15 protein-coding genes are annotated in these 15,684 nt (G+C 70.9%); 1 reads left to right on the top strand and 14 read right to left on the bottom strand.

Translation table 11 applies throughout. The annotated features are described in order from the left end of the window. Positions 1 to 117 precede the first annotated feature (117 nt). The 9 genes from dprA to ABD714_RS17315 form a co-directional block, all read right to left on the bottom strand. Entirely contained in the window at positions 118 to 1,317 is a 1,200-nt protein-coding gene (gene dprA, locus ABD714_RS17355) for a DNA-processing protein DprA (protein WP_344813698.1), read from the bottom strand. Further along, positions 1,314 to 2,876: a YifB family Mg chelatase-like AAA ATPase gene (locus tag ABD714_RS17350; RefSeq protein ID WP_344813697.1), complete on the bottom strand. Its 1,563-nt coding sequence runs from the start codon at positions 2,874 to 2,876 to the stop codon at positions 1,314 to 1,316. The genes dprA and ABD714_RS17350 overlap by 4 nt, the downstream gene beginning before the upstream one ends. Further along, positions 2,873 to 3,256 (bottom strand): YraN family protein, encoded by a 384-nt coding sequence (locus ABD714_RS17345; RefSeq protein WP_344813696.1) that lies wholly within the window; start codon positions 3,254 to 3,256, stop codon positions 2,873 to 2,875. Before ABD714_RS17345 ends, ABD714_RS17350 begins: the two co-directional genes overlap by 4 nt. A gap of 388 nt (positions 3,257 to 3,644) precedes the next feature. Next, a complete protein-coding gene (locus ABD714_RS17340; RefSeq protein WP_013862563.1) occupies positions 3,645 to 3,956 on the bottom strand; it encodes a DUF2469 domain-containing protein in 312 nt (103 codons plus the stop codon). 19 nt (positions 3,957 to 3,975) lie between these two features. Next, complete coding sequence (locus tag ABD714_RS17335) at positions 3,976 to 4,659, bottom strand: ribonuclease HII (RefSeq protein WP_344813695.1); 684 nt, start codon at positions 4,657 to 4,659, stop codon at positions 3,976 to 3,978. After that, positions 4,659 to 5,429, bottom strand: a complete 771-nt coding sequence (lepB, locus tag ABD714_RS17330; RefSeq protein WP_344813694.1) for a signal peptidase I — start codon at positions 5,427 to 5,429, stop codon at positions 4,659 to 4,661. The genes ABD714_RS17335 and lepB (ABD714_RS17330) overlap by 1 nt, the downstream gene beginning before the upstream one ends. A gap of 51 nt (positions 5,430 to 5,480) precedes the next feature. Beyond that, positions 5,481 to 6,326 carry a signal peptidase I gene (lepB, locus tag ABD714_RS17325; RefSeq protein ID WP_344813693.1) on the bottom strand — a complete coding sequence of 282 codons (846 nt, stop codon included), beginning with the start codon at positions 6,324 to 6,326 and terminating at the stop codon, positions 5,481 to 5,483. Positions 6,327 to 6,419: 93 nt separating this feature from the next. Beyond that, complete coding sequence (rplS, locus tag ABD714_RS17320) at positions 6,420 to 6,770, bottom strand: 50S ribosomal protein L19 (RefSeq protein WP_344813692.1); 351 nt, start codon at positions 6,768 to 6,770, stop codon at positions 6,420 to 6,422. A gap of 439 nt (positions 6,771 to 7,209) precedes the next feature. Then, the gene (locus tag ABD714_RS17315; protein ID WP_344813691.1) at positions 7,210 to 8,802 is read right to left on the bottom strand and encodes an ABC-F family ATP-binding cassette domain-containing protein; all 1,593 of its coding nucleotides are present in this window, start codon (positions 8,800 to 8,802) and stop codon (positions 7,210 to 7,212) included. A 280-nt stretch (positions 8,803 to 9,082) separates the two neighbouring features. On the opposite strand from ABD714_RS17315, the gene ABD714_RS17310 reads away from it, so the two are divergent. Continuing rightward, positions 9,083 to 10,003 carry a hypothetical protein gene (locus tag ABD714_RS17310; protein WP_344813690.1) on the top strand — a complete coding sequence of 307 codons (921 nt, stop codon included), beginning with the start codon at positions 9,083 to 9,085 and terminating at the stop codon, positions 10,001 to 10,003. Between the two features lie 95 nt (positions 10,004 to 10,098). Here the strand turns inward: ABD714_RS17310 and ABD714_RS17305 are convergent, their stop codons facing one another. From ABD714_RS17305 to rimM, 5 genes are all read right to left on the bottom strand, one after another. Continuing rightward, positions 10,099 to 10,857: a succinate dehydrogenase/fumarate reductase iron-sulfur subunit gene (locus ABD714_RS17305; RefSeq protein WP_344813689.1), complete on the bottom strand. Its 759-nt coding sequence runs from the start codon at positions 10,855 to 10,857 to the stop codon at positions 10,099 to 10,101. Between the two features lie 142 nt (positions 10,858 to 10,999). Then, entirely contained in the window at positions 11,000 to 12,967 is a 1,968-nt protein-coding gene (locus ABD714_RS17300; protein ID WP_344813688.1) for a fumarate reductase/succinate dehydrogenase flavoprotein subunit, read from the bottom strand. Beyond that, the gene (locus tag ABD714_RS17295; RefSeq protein WP_344813687.1) at positions 12,967 to 13,677 is read right to left on the bottom strand and encodes a succinate dehydrogenase cytochrome b subunit; all 711 of its coding nucleotides are present in this window, start codon (positions 13,675 to 13,677) and stop codon (positions 12,967 to 12,969) included. Before ABD714_RS17295 ends, ABD714_RS17300 begins: the two co-directional genes overlap by 1 nt. A gap of 187 nt (positions 13,678 to 13,864) precedes the next feature. After that, the gene (gene trmD / locus ABD714_RS17290) at positions 13,865 to 15,043 is read right to left on the bottom strand and encodes a tRNA (guanosine(37)-N1)-methyltransferase TrmD (RefSeq protein WP_344813829.1); all 1,179 of its coding nucleotides are present in this window, start codon (positions 15,041 to 15,043) and stop codon (positions 13,865 to 13,867) included. Further along, positions 15,043 to 15,615 carry a ribosome maturation factor RimM gene (gene rimM, locus ABD714_RS17285; RefSeq protein ID WP_344813686.1) on the bottom strand — a complete coding sequence of 191 codons (573 nt, stop codon included), beginning with the start codon at positions 15,613 to 15,615 and terminating at the stop codon, positions 15,043 to 15,045. Before rimM ends, trmD begins: the two co-directional genes overlap by 1 nt. Positions 15,616 to 15,684: the final 69 nt, after the last annotated feature.

The raw sequence follows: 15,684 nt of genomic DNA, 5'->3' as shown, positions 1-15,684 counted from the left end.
CAGGTGGAGGCGTCGCCGGGGCCCGGCGACGCCGACCTTTCGTGTGCTCATCGTGACCCTTCTGCTTCGGTAACGGCGATCGTCAGTCAGAGACGTTCGTTGCTTCGAGGGCCGATGTCAGCGCCGGACCACCGCCCGCCACCCCTCGTCATCGGAGACCACGAGACCCACGTCCTCCAGAGCCCCGAGCTGGGCGAGGGCGGTCGGCACGGAGACGCCGGCGGCGAGGGCGATCTCACCGGCGCCGACCCGACGCCGGGCCGGGACGGCCTCGTACACCGACAGCCGGACGGGATCAAGGGCGTCGGTCTCGCGGACCGGTCCGGACGGGATCGGCAGGGTCGCCTGACCCGACTCGGAGACCAGCTCCCGGACCTCGGCCGCGTTGCTGACCAGGACGGCCTGACCGTTGCGGATCATCAGGTGCGGAGCCGCCGACATCGCCGACTCGACCGAACCGGGCACGGCCATCAGCACCCGCCCGCAGCCCGACGCCCAGCTGGCGGTGTTGCGGGCGCCGGAGCGGAGGGCGGCCTCGACCACGACGGTGCCGACGCTCAGGGCGGCGATCAACCGGTTCCGGGCCAGGAAGCGGACCCGGCTGGGGTGCGTGCCGGGGGCGAGCTCGGAGACGATCAGCCCGTGCTCCGCCACCCAGTCGAACAGCTTCCGGTTGCCTTGCGGATACGCGACGTCCACCCCGTTGGCCACCACCGCGATCGTCGGTCCGGCCGCGGCCAGCGCTCCCTGGTGGGCGGCGGTGTCGATCCCGTACGCACCACCGGAGACCACCGTGAAGCCGGTCTCGGCCAGCTCCGCGCCGAGATCGGTCGCGATCGTCGTCCCGTACGGGGTCGCGGTGCGTGATCCGACCACTGCCACCGACCGTTCGGCGAGCCGGGCGAGGTGGCCGGGACCGCGCAGCCACAGCCCGAACGGGACCCCGCCCCGTCGTTGGACCTCGTCGCAGTAGCGCAGGTCGCCGAGCCGCTCGGGCCACTCGTCGTCCCCCGGCACGACGAAGCGGCAGCGGCTCCGAGCGGCCCGGCTCAGCACGCGGTCCAGGTCGAGCTGGGCGGCCCGCTCGGCCAGGCCCTCGCCGAAGCGCCCGTCACGGACCTGCTGCCATGCGGCGCTCGCCCCGGAGATCGCCGTCACCTCCGCCACCGCCGGCTCTCCACCCTCGATGACGCAGCTCAGGGCCAGCCGCTCGGTCCGGTCCCGAGCGGCCGGGGGTGGCGCCGTCGGCGTGGTGGCGTTCACCCGCGCGGTCGGCCTCCCGGGGGAGTCAGCGGCGTGGTGGCTCGCGACGGTCATGACACCTCCCGGTCAGCGTTCCGTGCGCCGAGCTGGTCGCCCTGCCGCATGGCCAGGGCGATGCCGATCTCGTCGACCCCGGGCTTGTCCTTGCCGACCAGGTCGGCGATCGTCCAGCTCACCCGCCACGCCTTGTCGATCCCCCGCGGGGTCAGCAGTCCTCGCTCGGCCGCTCGGTCCAGCAGGTGCAGCCCGTCCGGTTGCGGCAGGTGATGTCGGAGGTACGCACCCGTCACCTCGCTGTTGGCGTGCCAACCGGTGCCGGCCAGCCGCCGCTCCTGGCGGTCGCGGGCCTGTTCCACCCGCTCCGCCACGGAGGCGCTGGACTCACCCTGGGCCAGCGTCGCCCTCAGCTGGTGCCGCTTGAGCGGGCGGAAGTGCTGGGTGATGTCGACCCGGTCGCGGATCGGCGCGGACAACTTGGCGGTGTAGCGCCGGACGGCCATCGGCGGGCACAGGCACGTCGCCCCGACCGTGCCCGACTGGCCGCAGGGACACGGGTTGGCGGCCAGCACGAGCTGGAAGCGGGCCGGGTAGCGGGTCAGACCGTGACTGCGGTGGAGGTTGATGACGCCCGACTCCAACGGCACCCGCAGGGCCTCCAGCACCTTGACCGAGAACTCCGGCGCCTCGTCCAGGAACAGCACTCCACGATGCGCGCAGGAGACCGCTCCGGGCCGCGCCAGGCCCGGGCCGCCGCCGACGATGCTCGCCATCGACGCCGAGTGGTGCGGATCGGCGTACGGCGGTCGTCGCACGAGCCCGTCGGAGAGGTCGAAGCCGGCGAGGGAGTGCACCGCGGAGACCTCGAGGGCCTCGTTGACGTTCAGCTCGGGCAGCAGCCCCGGCAGCCGGGCGGCGAGCATGGTCTTGCCGACCCCGGGCGGGCCGGTGAAGAGCAGGTGGTGGCGGCCCGCCGCCGCCACCTCGACCGCCCACTTCGCCTCCAGCTGCCCGGCCACGTCGGCCAGGTCGAGGGCCGTGTCGGGACTGAAACGGTGGTCGATCGGGGGTGCCAGGTCGACCGGCTCCGCGTCGGGGACCGGCTCGTGCTGCAGCACCGCGATCAGCTGCGCCAGCGACGCCACCCCGAGGACCTCGACACCGTCGACCAGCTGCGCCTCCCCCGATTGTCGATAGGGGACGATCACCCGACGGAAGCCGGCCTGGGCAGCGGCGAGCGTGGCCGGCAGGACCCCACGGACCGGCCGGACCCGGCCGTCGAGACCGAGCTCGCCGAGCAGCACGGTGTCGCGGAGCTCGACCGCCTTGACCACGTCCGCGGCGGCCAGCACGGCCGTCACGATGGCCAGGTCGTACCCGCTCCCCTGCTTCGGCAGGGTGGCCGGGGAGAGGTTGATGGTCAGCAGCGTGTTCGGCCAGCTCTGCCGACTGCTGTGCACGGCCGCCTTGCACCGGTCGCGCGCTTCGTACAGCGACGTGTCGGGGAGCCCGACCAAGATCGTGCGCGGCAGACCCGGTCCGGTGTGAGCCTCCACCTCGACGATCCGGCCGTCGAGACCGACCAGCGCGACCGCGTACGCGCAGGCGAGACTCACTGGTCGCCGATCCCGGTGACGTGGACGAGCACCGGCCGCTGGTCGTGCTGCAGCAGGACGCCGATGGCATCCAGCCGCATCCCGTCCACGGGCAGCGTGTGCTGGCTCATCCACTCCGCCGCCAGCTGGCGGAGCCGCCGCACCTTGGCGTGGGTGATGGACTCCAGGGGATCGCCGTAGCTGCGTCCCGTGCGGCACTTCACCTCACAGAACACCGCCGTCCGCCGACCCCCGGTGCGATCCAGCGCCACCACGTCGAGCTCACCCCAGCGGCACGACCAGTTGCGGTCCAGGATCTCCAGCCCCTGCTCCTCCAGCTCGAGCACGGCCAGGGCCTCCCCCAGTGCCCCGATCTCGTTGCGCGTCCGTCGCACCGTCACATCGACCTCCCTCGTCACCTCCACACTGGGGACGTCGGCCGAAAACGACCGGGGTGATCGGAAATCTGTGGATGACGGTCGGGGGACGTCAGATCTGTGGATAACTGCAGCGGGTCCGCGTCAGACGTCGGTACGGCGGGCGCCGAGCACGAGGTGCGCACGGGCACGGGGCGAGGCGGCGGACGAGGGGCGGACCGGATGTCGTGGCGGAGCCGAGAACGGACGACCCGGAGGCTGGCGAAGCCACCGGAAACCACCCGGAAGTCGAGAACGGTCAACCCAGCACCGCCCCAGCCACCGGAACCCACTCGGAAGTCGAGAACGGTCAACCCAGCAGCGGATGGCTCAACTCAGACGGCTCAATCCAGGCCCCGCGGAAGCCGGACGATCAGCTGGGCTTGGGGACCTCGAGGTCGCTGTGCGCGATCTCCTCGATGGAGACGTCTCGGAAGGTGAGGACCTTGGCGCTCTTCACGAAGCGGGCCGGGCGGTACATGTCCCACACCCAGGCGTCCGCCATCGACACCTCGTAGTAGACGTCGCCCCCTTCGGAGCGGACCTTCAGGTCGACCGCGTTGCACAGGTAGAAGCGGCGTTCGGTCTCCACGGCGTAGGTGAAGATGCCGACCACGTCCTTGTACTCGCGGTAGAGCTGCAGCTCCAGCTCGCTCTCGTACTGCTCGAGGTCTTCCGCGCTCACACCTGTCCCTGCTCTTTCCTCATGACGTCTCGACTCTAGCGCCGCGGCCCTCGACACTAGCCGTCCGGGACACGTTCTCGAATCGCATCCGGTGCGTGGCCGACGGCCCGTACGCGTCCAGCCGTTCCTGGTGCAGAGGCGTGCAGTAGCCCTTGTGGATCTTGAAGCCGTACTCGGGGTGGACCTCGTCCAGCTCGCACATGATCCGGTCCCTGGTCACCTTGGCGATGATCGACGCCGCAGCGACGCAGGCGGCCACCCGGTCGCCTTTCCACACGGCCAGACCGGGCACCCCGAGCCCGTCGACGGGGAACCCGTCGGTCAGCGCGTAGGTCGCCCGGACCTCGAGCCGGTGCAGGGCCCGGCGCAGGGCCTCGACGTTGGCGACGTGCATGCCCAACCGGTCGCACTCCCCCGGCTCGATGATCACCACTGACCAGGCGAGGGCCTTGCGGGTGATCTCGGCGTACGCGCGCTCGCGCTGGGCCGCGGACAGCAGCTTGGAGTCCCGCAGCAGGCTGATCGGCCGGGATCGGGAGTCGGCGAGGATCGCAGCGGCGGCCACCAGCGGACCGGCGCAGGCGCCGCGACCGGCCTCGTCGGCGCCGGCCACCGGGGCCAGACCCACCCGGGATAGGGCCCGCTCGTAGCCGTACAGACCGCTGTCCCGCCGGACCCGGACCGTCGGAGTCGTCGTGGCCATCAGCAGGTCACGTCCTCGGGTGTGATCACCGCCTGAGCCGGGGCGGGCTCGGACGGCGCCGGGACGGGCGCGAAGGTGGCTGGGCGGTGCAGGACCTGGGCCCGGCCGAGCGGAGCCGCGATGGCGAACGCCGGCCCGACGACCTTGTCCAGCGGGACGAACGCGACCGAGCCCTTCGGTCCGCCCAACGACAGGTCCGACAGGTGGCAGCGCGAGTCTGCGCTCAGGTCGCGGTGGTCGCCCATCATGAACAGCCGGCCGGCCGGGACCGTGACGTCGAAGGCGATGTCGGAGGGCGCGACCTGGATCCCGTCCGGATCGGTGTAGAGGTAGCTGGTCTCGTCCAGCTGCTTGCCGTTGACGGTGATCCGTCCGTCGGCGTCACAGCAGACGACCCGATCACCGGGCATGCCGATCACCCGCTTGATCAGGTGCTCCGGGCTGCTCGCGGTGGGAAAGCCGATGAACTCCAGCACCTTGTCCAGCGGCCCGGGCTCCCCCGCCGGCTCGCTGTCCAACCAGCCGCCGGGATCCTCGAAGACCGCGACGTCGCCGCGCTGCACGTCGGAGATCTTCTGCACCACCACCCGGTCCCCGACCAGCAGGGTGTTCTCCATCGACTCCGACGGGATGATGAACATCTGCCCGACGAACGCCCGCAGCAGCGAGGACACCACCAGGGCGCCGACCACCACGATCAGCAGCTCACGCACGAAGGAACCGAACCGGCTGCCACCGCGCTGAGGTCGAGTGGTCGTCTCGCTGCTCACCGACTCCCCTTCATCCTCGGACTGGACCTCTGTGGCGTACGCGCCGGAGCCTCAACAGCTGGCCTCGGGTCCGGCCCTGACCACCGGACGCAGCGGAGCCGGCTCGACCGGCACCGGCACGCCAGCGTACGTCGCCGGGACCGTCAACCGGTGCGCATCGCCGACCGGCCAGGCGACCGCGACCGCCCGGCCGACCACCAGGTCGAGGGGGACGAACGCGTTCTCACCCTTCATCGCCCCGGCCCCGGTGTCGTTCAGGTGGCAGCGGGAGTCACGGCTGGAACCGCGGTTGTCGCCGAGCACGAAGATCCGGTCCGCCGGTACGACCACGTCGAAGCGGATCTGCGACGGATCCGCGACCACGCCGCCGGGCGACCGGAACAGGTAGGTCGACTCGTCCAGCGGAACGTCGTTGACCGTGATCCGGCCCTTGGTGTCACAGCAGACGACGTGGTCGCCGGGCATGCCGACGGCTCTCTTGATCAGGTGCTCGGTGCTGGTGTCGGGGAGCACGCCCACGAACTCCAGCGCCCGTCCGACCGGACCCCGCTCGGTCGGCTGGACTCCGCTGAGCCAGCCACCGGGGTTGGCGAACACGACGACCTGGCCACGTTTGACCGAGCTCAGCTTCTCGACCACCACCCGGTCGTCGATCTGCAACGTGTTCTGCATCGAGATCGACGGGATGATGAACATCTGGCCGACGAAGCCCCGGAGCAGGGAGGCCACGATCACCGCGCCGATGACGACGGCGAGCAGCTCGCGCGCGAAGGCGCCGGCATGGTGGCCGAAGGACTGGCGCCCCTTGGACGGGAGGATCGACAGGTCGTCGGCCGCTGCGGTGCCGGGACTCGCCGGGGTGTCCCGGGCGCGCCGCGCACCACGGTCGTTCACCATGTCTGTCCTTCGGTCCCGGGGTCGCCCCAACCAGCTGCTGTCGGGCGACAGCCGGGAGCGTGCGGTTCGTGGTCGCCCACGAACCGCGACGCATCAGCGGTCGCGCTTCTCCTTGATCTTCGCAGCCTTGCCGCGCAGACCGCGGAGGTAGTACAGCTTGGCGCGGCGCACGTCGCCGTGGCGCTCGACCTCGATCTTGTCGATGATCGGGCTGTGCAGCGGGAAGGTCCGCTCGACACCGACCCCGAAGCTCACCTTGCGGACGGTGAAGGACTGGCGGATGCCGTCACCCGTACGGGAGATGACCACGCCGGCGAAGACCTGGATCCGGGAGCGGTTGCCCTCGACGACCTTGACGTGCACCTTGACGGAGTCACCGGGTCGGAAGGCGGGGATGTCGTCCCGCAGGGACTGGGAGTCGATCGCGTCGATCAGCTTGCTCATGTTGTTTCCTCGCCAGTGCCGTAGGTCACCGAGTCGTGTGGAGTTCCGATGGGCCCACGGTCCTGAACGATCCCCCCACGGCAGGAGTCACGACCTGTAGGCAACCCGAGCAAGTCTGCCACACGTGACCGTACGGGCAGAAATCGTCGTGGTCGAGCTCTGTGCGGCTTGGTCCGCGGTTCGGACGGGGGTGGGGGGTCTCGGACGACCATCCGCCCTCGCAGGCTCGGGCTCCCGCCAGGCCCGTCCAGGTCCTTCGACCCCACCCCCGACCGAACCGCTCGTGCCGTGGCGCTCGATCTTGCGGTTTCTGCCGTACGGGTGGGCGCGGCCGACCTCCCCTGGTCGCCCACAGCTGTTCGGAGGGCTGGGAGTGGTGTGCGCCACGCGTACGGGACTCGGGGTCGACCCGACGGGCCAGGACCGGCCGTGCAGCGCCTCACGAGGTCGGGGTGACGGTGGCGGGGGACGTGGTGAGGTCGAGGCGAGCGGTGAGGTGGAGGTCGGTGAGGAAGGGTTCGTCGTGGCTGATGACGAGGAGGGCGCCCTGGTAGGCGTTGAGGGCGGCGGTGAGCTGGGCGACGCTGTCGAGGTCGAGGTTGTTGGTCGGTTCGTCCAGGATCAGCAGCTGAGGGGCCGGTTCAGCGAGCAGCAGGGCGGCCAGGCTGGCGCGGAAGCGCTCGCCCCCGGACAGGCTGCCCACCGGACGGACGACCGTCTCGGCGTCGAGCAGGAAGCGGGCCAGCTCGGCCCGCAGCGTGTTGTCGTCGGCGGTCGGGGCGAGGCGGGAGACCCCGGCCAGCACGGTGTCGCTGTCGTCGAGCCCGGTCAGCCGCTGGGGCAGGAGCCGGGTCGGCACCCGGAGGTCGACCCGACCGTCGACCGCGGGGATCGTGCCGACCACGGTGTCGATCAACGTCGTCTTGCCGGAGCCGTTCGGGCCCACCACGGCGATCCGGTCGGGACCCCGCAGCTGGGTGTCGACCCGGGCGCCGTTGCGCAGCACGACCCCGTCCAGCAGCAGCACGTCCCGACCGGCCGGCACGGCCGTCCGGCTCAGGTCGATCCGGATGACGTCGTCGTCGCGGACCGCGTCCTCGGCGTCCTCCAGCCGGCGACGGGCCTGGGCCACATCGGCCTCGTGCCCGCCGCTCAGCTTGCCCGCCGACACCTGGGCCGCCCGCTTCTTGGCCCCGGCCACGATCGGCGGCACGTTGCCGGCCTGCGACTTGGCGAACCGCTGCCGCCGGTCCAGCTTGATGCGCATCTCGAGCAGCTCTCGTTGCTGCCGCTTGAGGTCACCCTCCGCGCTGCGGACGGCGCGCTGGGCGGCCTCCTGCTCGACGGCGAGCGCTTCGGCGTACGCGGAGTAGGTACCGCCGAAGACGCGGAGCCCGCCCTCCCGGAGCTCGGCCACGTGGTCGACGGTCTCCAGCAGCTCGCGGTCGTGGCTGACCAGGATCACCGGACCACGCCACCGGCGGACGGCCTCGGTCAGCAGCCCACGGGCCCGCCGGTCCAGGTTGTTGGTCGGCTCGTCGAGCAGCAGCACGTCGGGTTCGCCGAGCAGGAGGCCGGCCAGCGCCAGCAGCACGGCCTCTCCCCCGGACACGGTCCCGATCCGGCGGGTCAGATCGAGGTCGACGAAGCCCAGCCGCTCGACCGTGGCGGTGAGCTCGGCCTCCAGGTCCCAGCGGTCACCGATCGCCTCGAAGTCGTCGTCGGTCCCCGCGCCGGCCGTCACCCGCTCCAGGGCGCGCAGCCCCCGCTCGACCCCGAGCACGTCGGCGACCGTGCGGTCGGCGTGCAGGACCAGCTGCTGCGGCAGGTACGCGATCCGCTCGGGCCCGGAGACGGAGCCGGCCGTCGGCACCAGGTCGCCGGCCATGATCCGCAACAGCGTCGACTTGCCGGACCCGTTGCGACCGACCAGCCCGGTCAGCCCGTCGGGGAAGGTGGCGTCGAGGTCGGCGAACACCGGTTCGCCGTTCGGCCAGTCGAAGCGGAGGTGGTGACAGACGAGGGACGGCATGCGTGCTCCAGGAGTCGGGGATGACGGGTGAGCAGCGGTGCACGGGCACGGCGCTGCTGCGGGGGTCAGCGACTCACAGGGACACGGGCGTCAACCTCTCGACGGGAACACCGGTCAGGCTAGTCGGCCTCCCGACGCCCGTTCAACCGTTTTGCGGCCCCCGTCTTCCCTTTCCGGCCGCCGCGGCGGCCGCAGGGACACGCGCGATCGGCGTCCTGCGCGCCGGATCACCCGGACGGCCCGAGGATGGACCCACCGGAGCGCTCGGAGGAGCATCCTGGTGCTGTACACCGACGAGAGGACGCCCATGGCCGACCACTCCCCCGCCCCCGTGGCGGTGGCCGTCCGGGGGGCGCGGCACGCCGCGCCCGTCCGCTCCCGGCGGAGCTCAGCGGTGGCCGGCGTCCTGGCCGCGCTCGTCCTGGCCGGCTGCGGCACCCCGGGACCTGCGACCCCGCCGGATGGCGGCAACGGGTCCGAGTCCCCGACCGCGGGCACCTCGACGCCCGGCCCGGGCCAGGGGTCCGGCAGCACCGGTCCGGGCAGCTCGTCCCCGGTGACCCCGGGTCGATCGGTGACGGCCACCAACCTGCTGACCACGGAGGTTGTCTACCTCGATCCCTCGTACCAGACGGCAGTGGAGACACCCGACGGCGTGGGCCGCACCACGAACCAGAGCTACGTCTGTCTCCCCGGCGACGGGCTGGCCTCCCTCGGGGCCACGGCCATGGTCACCCGGAACTTCGGCTACGAGGTCACCGACCCCGAGCTGGACCCGTACCCGAAGAGCCCGCTGAAGGGCCAACCCATCATCTACACCCAGGCTCTGCAGTTCCCCGACGCGGCGGCGGCCACCGCGGCCCGGGCCCGGTACGCGGGCTGGATCAAGAACTGCCCCGGGACCCTCGACGAGAAGGGGTACTCGATCGACACCGGGCAGAGTCTCAAGCTGACCACCCTCGATGCCGAGGGTGGCAGCGCGCAGGCGGGCATGGTGGCCTACGTCAGGCCCGGGGAGACCGACGCCGAGCGTCTGTGGTGGGAGAGCGCCGGGGTCACCCAGGTCAAGGACCGGCTGATGATCACCATCAGCCTGAGCTGGGGGGAGGACACCCCCGGCAGCTTCGACGACTCCGACGGCGACTTCATCAACCCGCAGCTGATCCTGGTCGAGGAGAGTGCCCTCAAGCTCGCGCAGTAGCGCCCCGAGACCCGCCACCGACTCCGCCCTGCCATCCCTGTGCCCGGGCGGGACCGGGTGTCACCGGTCCCTGCCTAGGTTGGTGGGACCGAGGCTCAGGTCTGCGGGTTCAGCATCGCGCCGAGCAGATCGCGGTTGAGCCGCGAGATGGTCTCGAACGGGATGCCCTTCGGGCACACAGCTGTGCACTCGCCGATGTTGGTGCAGCCGCCGAAGCCCTCTTCGTCGTGCTGGTGAACCATGCCGACGACCCGCGACTTGCGCTCCGGCTGCCCCTGGGGCAGCAGACCGAGGTGAGTCACCTTGGCCGCGGTGAACAACATCGCCGAACCGTTCGGGCAGGCCGCCACGCAGGCACCGCAGCCGATGCAGGTGGCCGCGTCGAAGGCGTGGTCAGCGGCGGCCTTGGGCACCGGAGCGGCATGGGCGTCCGGGGCGGTGCCCGTCGGCGCGGAGATGTAGCCGCCGGCCTGGATGATCCGGTCGAAGGCGCCCCGGTCAACCACGAGGTCCTTGATCACCGGGAACGGCTCGGCCCGCCACGGCTCGACGTCGATCGTGTCGCCGTCGGAGAACGAACGCATGTGCAGCTGGCAGGTGGTGGTGGCCACCGCGGAGTCGGCTCGACCATGGGCCGTGCCGTTGATCACGACGCCGCAGGCACCGCAGATGCCCTCACGGCAGTCGTGGTCGAAGGCGATCGGGTCGTCACCCTCCATCGTGAGCCGCTCGTTGAGCACGTCGAGCATCTCCAGGAAGGACATGTGCTCACTCACGTCGGGGACCTCGTAGGAGACCATCTTCCCGGCGGCCTCGGGTCCGGACTGACGCCAGACACGGACAGTGATATTCATTTCTTTCCCTCCTGGCTCGCGCTCAATGCGCGCCCGATGACGCTGTCTTCCTCATTCGCTCGCAGACGAAAAGCGTGTCCGCTCGACTCACTCGTCATGACAGCGTCGGCGCTCCAATCGCTTGTGCTCGCCCGGAGGATCATCACTTGTAGCTGCGCTGCTTCATCTCGACGTACTCGTACACGAGGGGCTCCTTGTGCAGCACGGGCTTGCCGCCCTCACCGCCCCACTCCCAGGCCGACACGTGGGCATACTCGTCGTCGTGCCGGAGCGCCTCGCCGTCCTCGGTCTGCGACTCTGCCCGGAAGTGCCCACCACATGATTCGCGCCGGACGAGCGCATCGATGCACATCAGCTCGCCGAGCTCGATGAAATCGGCCACCCGGCCGGCCTTCTCCAGCGCCTGGTTGAGCTCGTCGTTGGTGCCCAGCACCCGCACGTCGGACCAGAACTCCTGCTTGAGCTCGCGGATCCGGGTGATCGCCTTGCGCAGACCCTCTTCGGTCCGCTCCATGCCGCAGTAGTCCCACATGATGTGGCCGAGCTCCTTGTGGAAGGAGTCGACGGTCCGGGATCCGTTGATGGACAGGAACTTCTCGATCCGGCCCTTGACCGAGGCCACGGCTTCCTGCGCCGCCGGGTGGGAGTCGTCGACCTTCTCGAACGGACCGGCGGACAGGTAGTCGTTGATGGTGTTCGGCAGCACGAAGTAGCCGTCGGCCAGACCCTGCATCAGGGCGCTGGCGCCGAGGCGGTTCGCCCCGTGGTCGGAGAAGTTGGCCTCGCCGGTGACGTACAGGCCGGGGATCGAGGACTGCAGGTCGTAGTCGACCCAGAGCCCGCCCATCGTGTAGTGCACCGCCGGGTAGATCCGCATCGGCGTCTCGTACGGGTTCTCGCCGGTGATCTGGGCGTACATGTCGAAGAGGTTGCCGTACTTGGACTCGACGGCCTTGCGGCCCAACCGGGAGATCGCGTCGGCGAAGTCCAGGTAGACCCCCAGCCCGCCCGGGCCCACGCCACGACCCTCGTCGCAGACGTTCTTGGCGGCCCGGGAGGCGATGTCCCGGGGCACCAGGTTGCCGAAGGCCGGGTAGATCCGCTCCAGGTAGTAGTCGCGCTCGTCCTCGGGGATGTCCGGAGCGGCGCGCTTGTCCTCGCCCGACTTCGGCACCCAGATCCGGCCGTCGTTGCGGAGCGACTCGCTCATCAGCGTCAGCTTCGACTGGTACTCCCCCGACACCGGGATGCACGTGGGGTGGATCTGCGTGTAGCAGGGGTTCGCGAAGTAGGCGCCCTTGCGGTGGGCCCGCCAGGTGGCGGTGACGTTGCAGCCCATCGCGTTGGTGGACAGGTAGAACACGTTGCCGTAGCCGCCGGAGGCCAGCACCACGGCGTCGGCGTAGTGGGTCTCGATCTCGCCGGAGACCATGTCCCGGATGACCACGCCGCGGGCCTTGCCGTCGGCCACGATCAGCTCCAGCATCTCGTGCCGGGTGTGCATCTTCACCGTGCCGGCCGCGATCTGGCGCTCCAGGGCCTGGTACGCCCCGATCAGCAGCTGCTGGCCCGTCTGGCCGCGGGCGTAGAAGGTGCGGGACACCTGCACGCCACCGAAGGAGCGGTTGTCGAGCAGGCCGCCGTACTCCCGGGCGAAGGGGACGCCCTGCGCGACGCACTGGTCGATGATCTCCACGCTGGTCTGGGCCAGCCGGTAGACGTTGGACTCGCGGGCGCGGAAGTCGCCGCCCTTCACCGTGTCGTAGAAGAGCCGGTAGATCGAGTCGCCGTCGTTGCGGTAGTTCTTGGCCGCGTTGATGCCGCCCTGGGCCGCGATCGAGTGGGCCCGGCGCGGGGAGTCCTGGTAGCAGAAGCTGGTGACCTGGTAGCCGGCCTCACCGAGGGTGGCGGCGGCCGAGGCGCCGGCGAGACCGGTGCCGATGATGATCACCGAGAGCTTGCGGCGGTTGGCCGGGTTGACCAGCTTCGCGTTGAACCGGCGCTCGTCCCACCGCTTCTCGATGGGGCCGGCCGGGGCCTTGGTGTCGGCGATCGGGTCGCCCTCGGTGTAGACGGCGTCCGCGTCGACCGAGTTGATCACGTCACTCATCAGCTGACCACTCCGAACAGGATCGAGAAGGGAATGAGGAGGAACCCGCCGGTGATCACGATCGTGGCCGCGTAGGCGAGCAGGTTGAGTCGGCGCCGAGCCAGGGGGCTGGTGTTCGCCCCGAGGGTGGTCAGGGCGCTCCAGACGCCGTGCCGAAGGTGCAGCCCCACCGCCAGCATGGCGATGGTGTAGGCCAGCACCAGCCACCAGATCGAGAAGCCGTTGATCAGCCGCTCGTACGGGCTGGCCGAGGCGCCACCGGGCGCCGAGACGTTCCAGGTCAGGTGCAGCAGGTGGTAGATCACGAACAGGATGATGATGATGCCGCCCCACCGCAGGGTGAACGAGGCGTACGACCGCTGGACCCCGCGCTTGGCCCTGCTGCTGGCGTAGCGGGTGGTCCCCCCGCGCGCCGCCCGGTCCCGGCGCCACAGCGCGATCGCGGAGTAGGCGTGGGCGACGACGGCGACGAGCAGCACGATGCGGATGATCCACAGCGCACCGCCGTACGGGAGGATCGGCTCGCCCAGGGTGCGCAGGTGGTGCGCGTAGTCGTCGAAGGCCTGCTGGCCCGCGAACACCTTGAGGTTGCCGTACATGTGCGCCAGCAGGTAGCCGATCATGATCAACCCGCTGACCGCCATCACGGCCTTCATCGCCACAGTCGACCGAGCGGCCAGCTGTGACCGGGTCAGGGAAGTCGTCGCCACACCGTCACCCTAGATCCCTTTCCTCGCCGAACACAGGTAAGGCCACCCTGCCAACTGGTGTTTTCCGCGGGACCCGCAGAACCCTGGTGGTCGATCTCACACGAGCGGCGGACCGGATGCAGGGGACGCTGTGGTGCCGACCACACCCCGGGCCGCCGTCGACCGTCGGGCAGGGCCGATCCACGACTCAGTCGCGGCGTCGCTCCATCACCACGATCGGCACCGAACCGCGGATCTCCTCCCCCACGACGCGGTAGCCGCGCCGGGTGTAGAACGCCCGGTTGAACGCACTCAGGGCCCCGGTGACGAGCACCGACCGCGGGGTGCCGGGCGGCGCGGCGTCCTCGATCAGGTCCAGCAGCCGGCGTCCGAGACCGGTCCCCTGCAGGTCCGGTGCCACCATCAGCCGGCCGACGAACCAGCTGCCGTCGGCCTCGCGTCGACCGAACACCGAGCCGACCAGCCGGCCGCCCCGGCGGGCGACCAGGCAGGTGGTGTCGGCGATCAGCTGCTCGACGTCCCCCAGCTCGTCGGTGAGCGGGGGGAAGTCGAAGGAGTCGTGCAGCCGACCCTCCGTGACGTACGCCGCCCGCTGGAGCGTCAACAGCTCCCCGGCATCGGCAGCCACCGCCGCGGCGATCGCGAACTCGCCGCGCCGGTCGTCCGGCAGCAGATCGGGGCGCCGCTCCGCGGTCAGCTCCAGCGCCCGGTCCCGACGCCAGGCCGCGATCTGACCGTGGTGACCGGAGAACAGCACCTCCGGCACGTCCAGGCCGCGCCAGGACGGTGGTTTGGTGTAGATCGGGTACTCGAGCAGGTGGTCGTGGCCGGCGGAGTGCGACTCCTCGGCCAGCGACTCGGGGTTGCCGATCACCCCCGGCAGCAGCCGGACGACGGCCTCGATCACCACCAGGGCGGCGGCCTCACCGCCGTTCAGCACGTAGTCCCCCAGGCTCACCTCGTCGACCCGCATCCGGGTCCGGGCGTACGGCACCACCCGGGCGTCGATGCCCTCGTAGCGACCGCAGGCCAGGATCAGCCGGTCCTCGCCGGCGAGCTCGTCGGCCAGCCGCTGGTCGAACCGACGACCAGACGGCGTGAACACGACGAGCCGCGGCCCGCCCGTGTCGTGGGCGGGCTCGGGGACCAGGGTGTCCAGGCACTCGCCCCACGGCTCCGGCCGCATCACCATGCCGGCCCCACCGCCGTACGGGGTGTCGTCGACGGTCCGGTGGCGGTCGTGGGTCCAGTCCCGCAGGTCGTGGACCGCCAGCCGGACCGTGCCGCGCTCGATCGCCCGTCCGACCAGGGACAGGCGCAGCGGCTCGAGGTAGTCGGGGAACAGCGTGACGACGTCGAGCTGCATCACGCGTCGCCCTCGGGCGCAGCGTCCGGTCCCGGCTGCTCGGCCGGCGTGTCGTCCAGGTCGGTCAGCAGACCGGGCACGTCGGCCAGCCGGACGGTGCCGGCACCGAGATCGACCTCGGGCACCAGCGCGCGGACGAACGGCACCAACCGGGGGCCGGCCTCCGTCCGGATCTCCAGCATGTCCTGCTCGGGCAGGTGGATGACGTCGGCGACCCGGCCCACCTCGGCGCCGACGGCGTCGAGCACACGCAGACCGGTCAGCTGCCGGTCGTAGTACTCCTCCTCGTCGTCGGGACGCGCGGTGGCGTCGACCTGGACGACGAGCACCGTGCCGCGCAACGTCTCGACGGCGGTCCGGTCGGGATGTCCCCGGAAGCGGACGAGCAACCGGCCACTGTGGTCCCGGGCCGACTCGACGGTCAGCTCGGACCCGCCGCCCTCGCGACCCAACACGGCTCCGGGGACGAACCGGCGATCCGGCTCATCGGTGCGGACGTCGATGCCGACCTCGCCCTTGATGCCATGGGCCCGGCCGACGATGCCGACGATCACCTCGACGGTGTCACTCACAGTTCCTCCGCTCTTCCTGCTCGCCCGGCGCCCAGCGTCGCACGGAGCCGTGGTCGGGACAGGCGAACG

The organism is Microlunatus aurantiacus, assembly GCF_039536605.1.
GTDB lineage: Bacteria > Actinomycetota > Actinomycetes > Propionibacteriales > Propionibacteriaceae > Microlunatus > Microlunatus aurantiacus.
Note: the sequence above shows the minus strand (reverse complement) of the source record. Positions and strands in the feature narration are given on the sequence as shown.

Coding starts and splice junctions, on each gene's coding strand:
- ABD714_RS17305 (WP_344813689.1), bottom strand. CDS start 10,857: ATGAATATCACTGTCCGTGTCTGGCGTCAGTCCGGACCCGAGGCCGCC.
- ABD714_RS17315 (WP_344813691.1), bottom strand. CDS start 8,802: ATGCCGTCCCTCGTCTGTCACCACCTCCGCTTCGACTGGCCGAACGGC.
- lepB (WP_344813693.1), bottom strand. CDS start 6,326: ATGGTGAACGACCGTGGTGCGCGGCGCGCCCGGGACACCCCGGCGAGT.
- ABD714_RS17300 (WP_344813688.1), bottom strand. CDS start 12,967: ATGAGTGACGTGATCAACTCGGTCGACGCGGACGCCGTCTACACCGAG.
- ABD714_RS17335 (WP_344813695.1), bottom strand. CDS start 4,659: ATGGCCACGACGACTCCGACGGTCCGGGTCCGGCGGGACAGCGGTCTG.
- dprA (WP_344813698.1), bottom strand. CDS start 1,317: ATGACCGTCGCGAGCCACCACGCCGCTGACTCCCCCGGGAGGCCGACC.
- trmD (WP_344813829.1), bottom strand. CDS start 15,043: ATGCAGCTCGACGTCGTCACGCTGTTCCCCGACTACCTCGAGCCGCTG.
- rplS (WP_344813692.1), bottom strand. CDS start 6,770: ATGAGCAAGCTGATCGACGCGATCGACTCCCAGTCCCTGCGGGACGAC.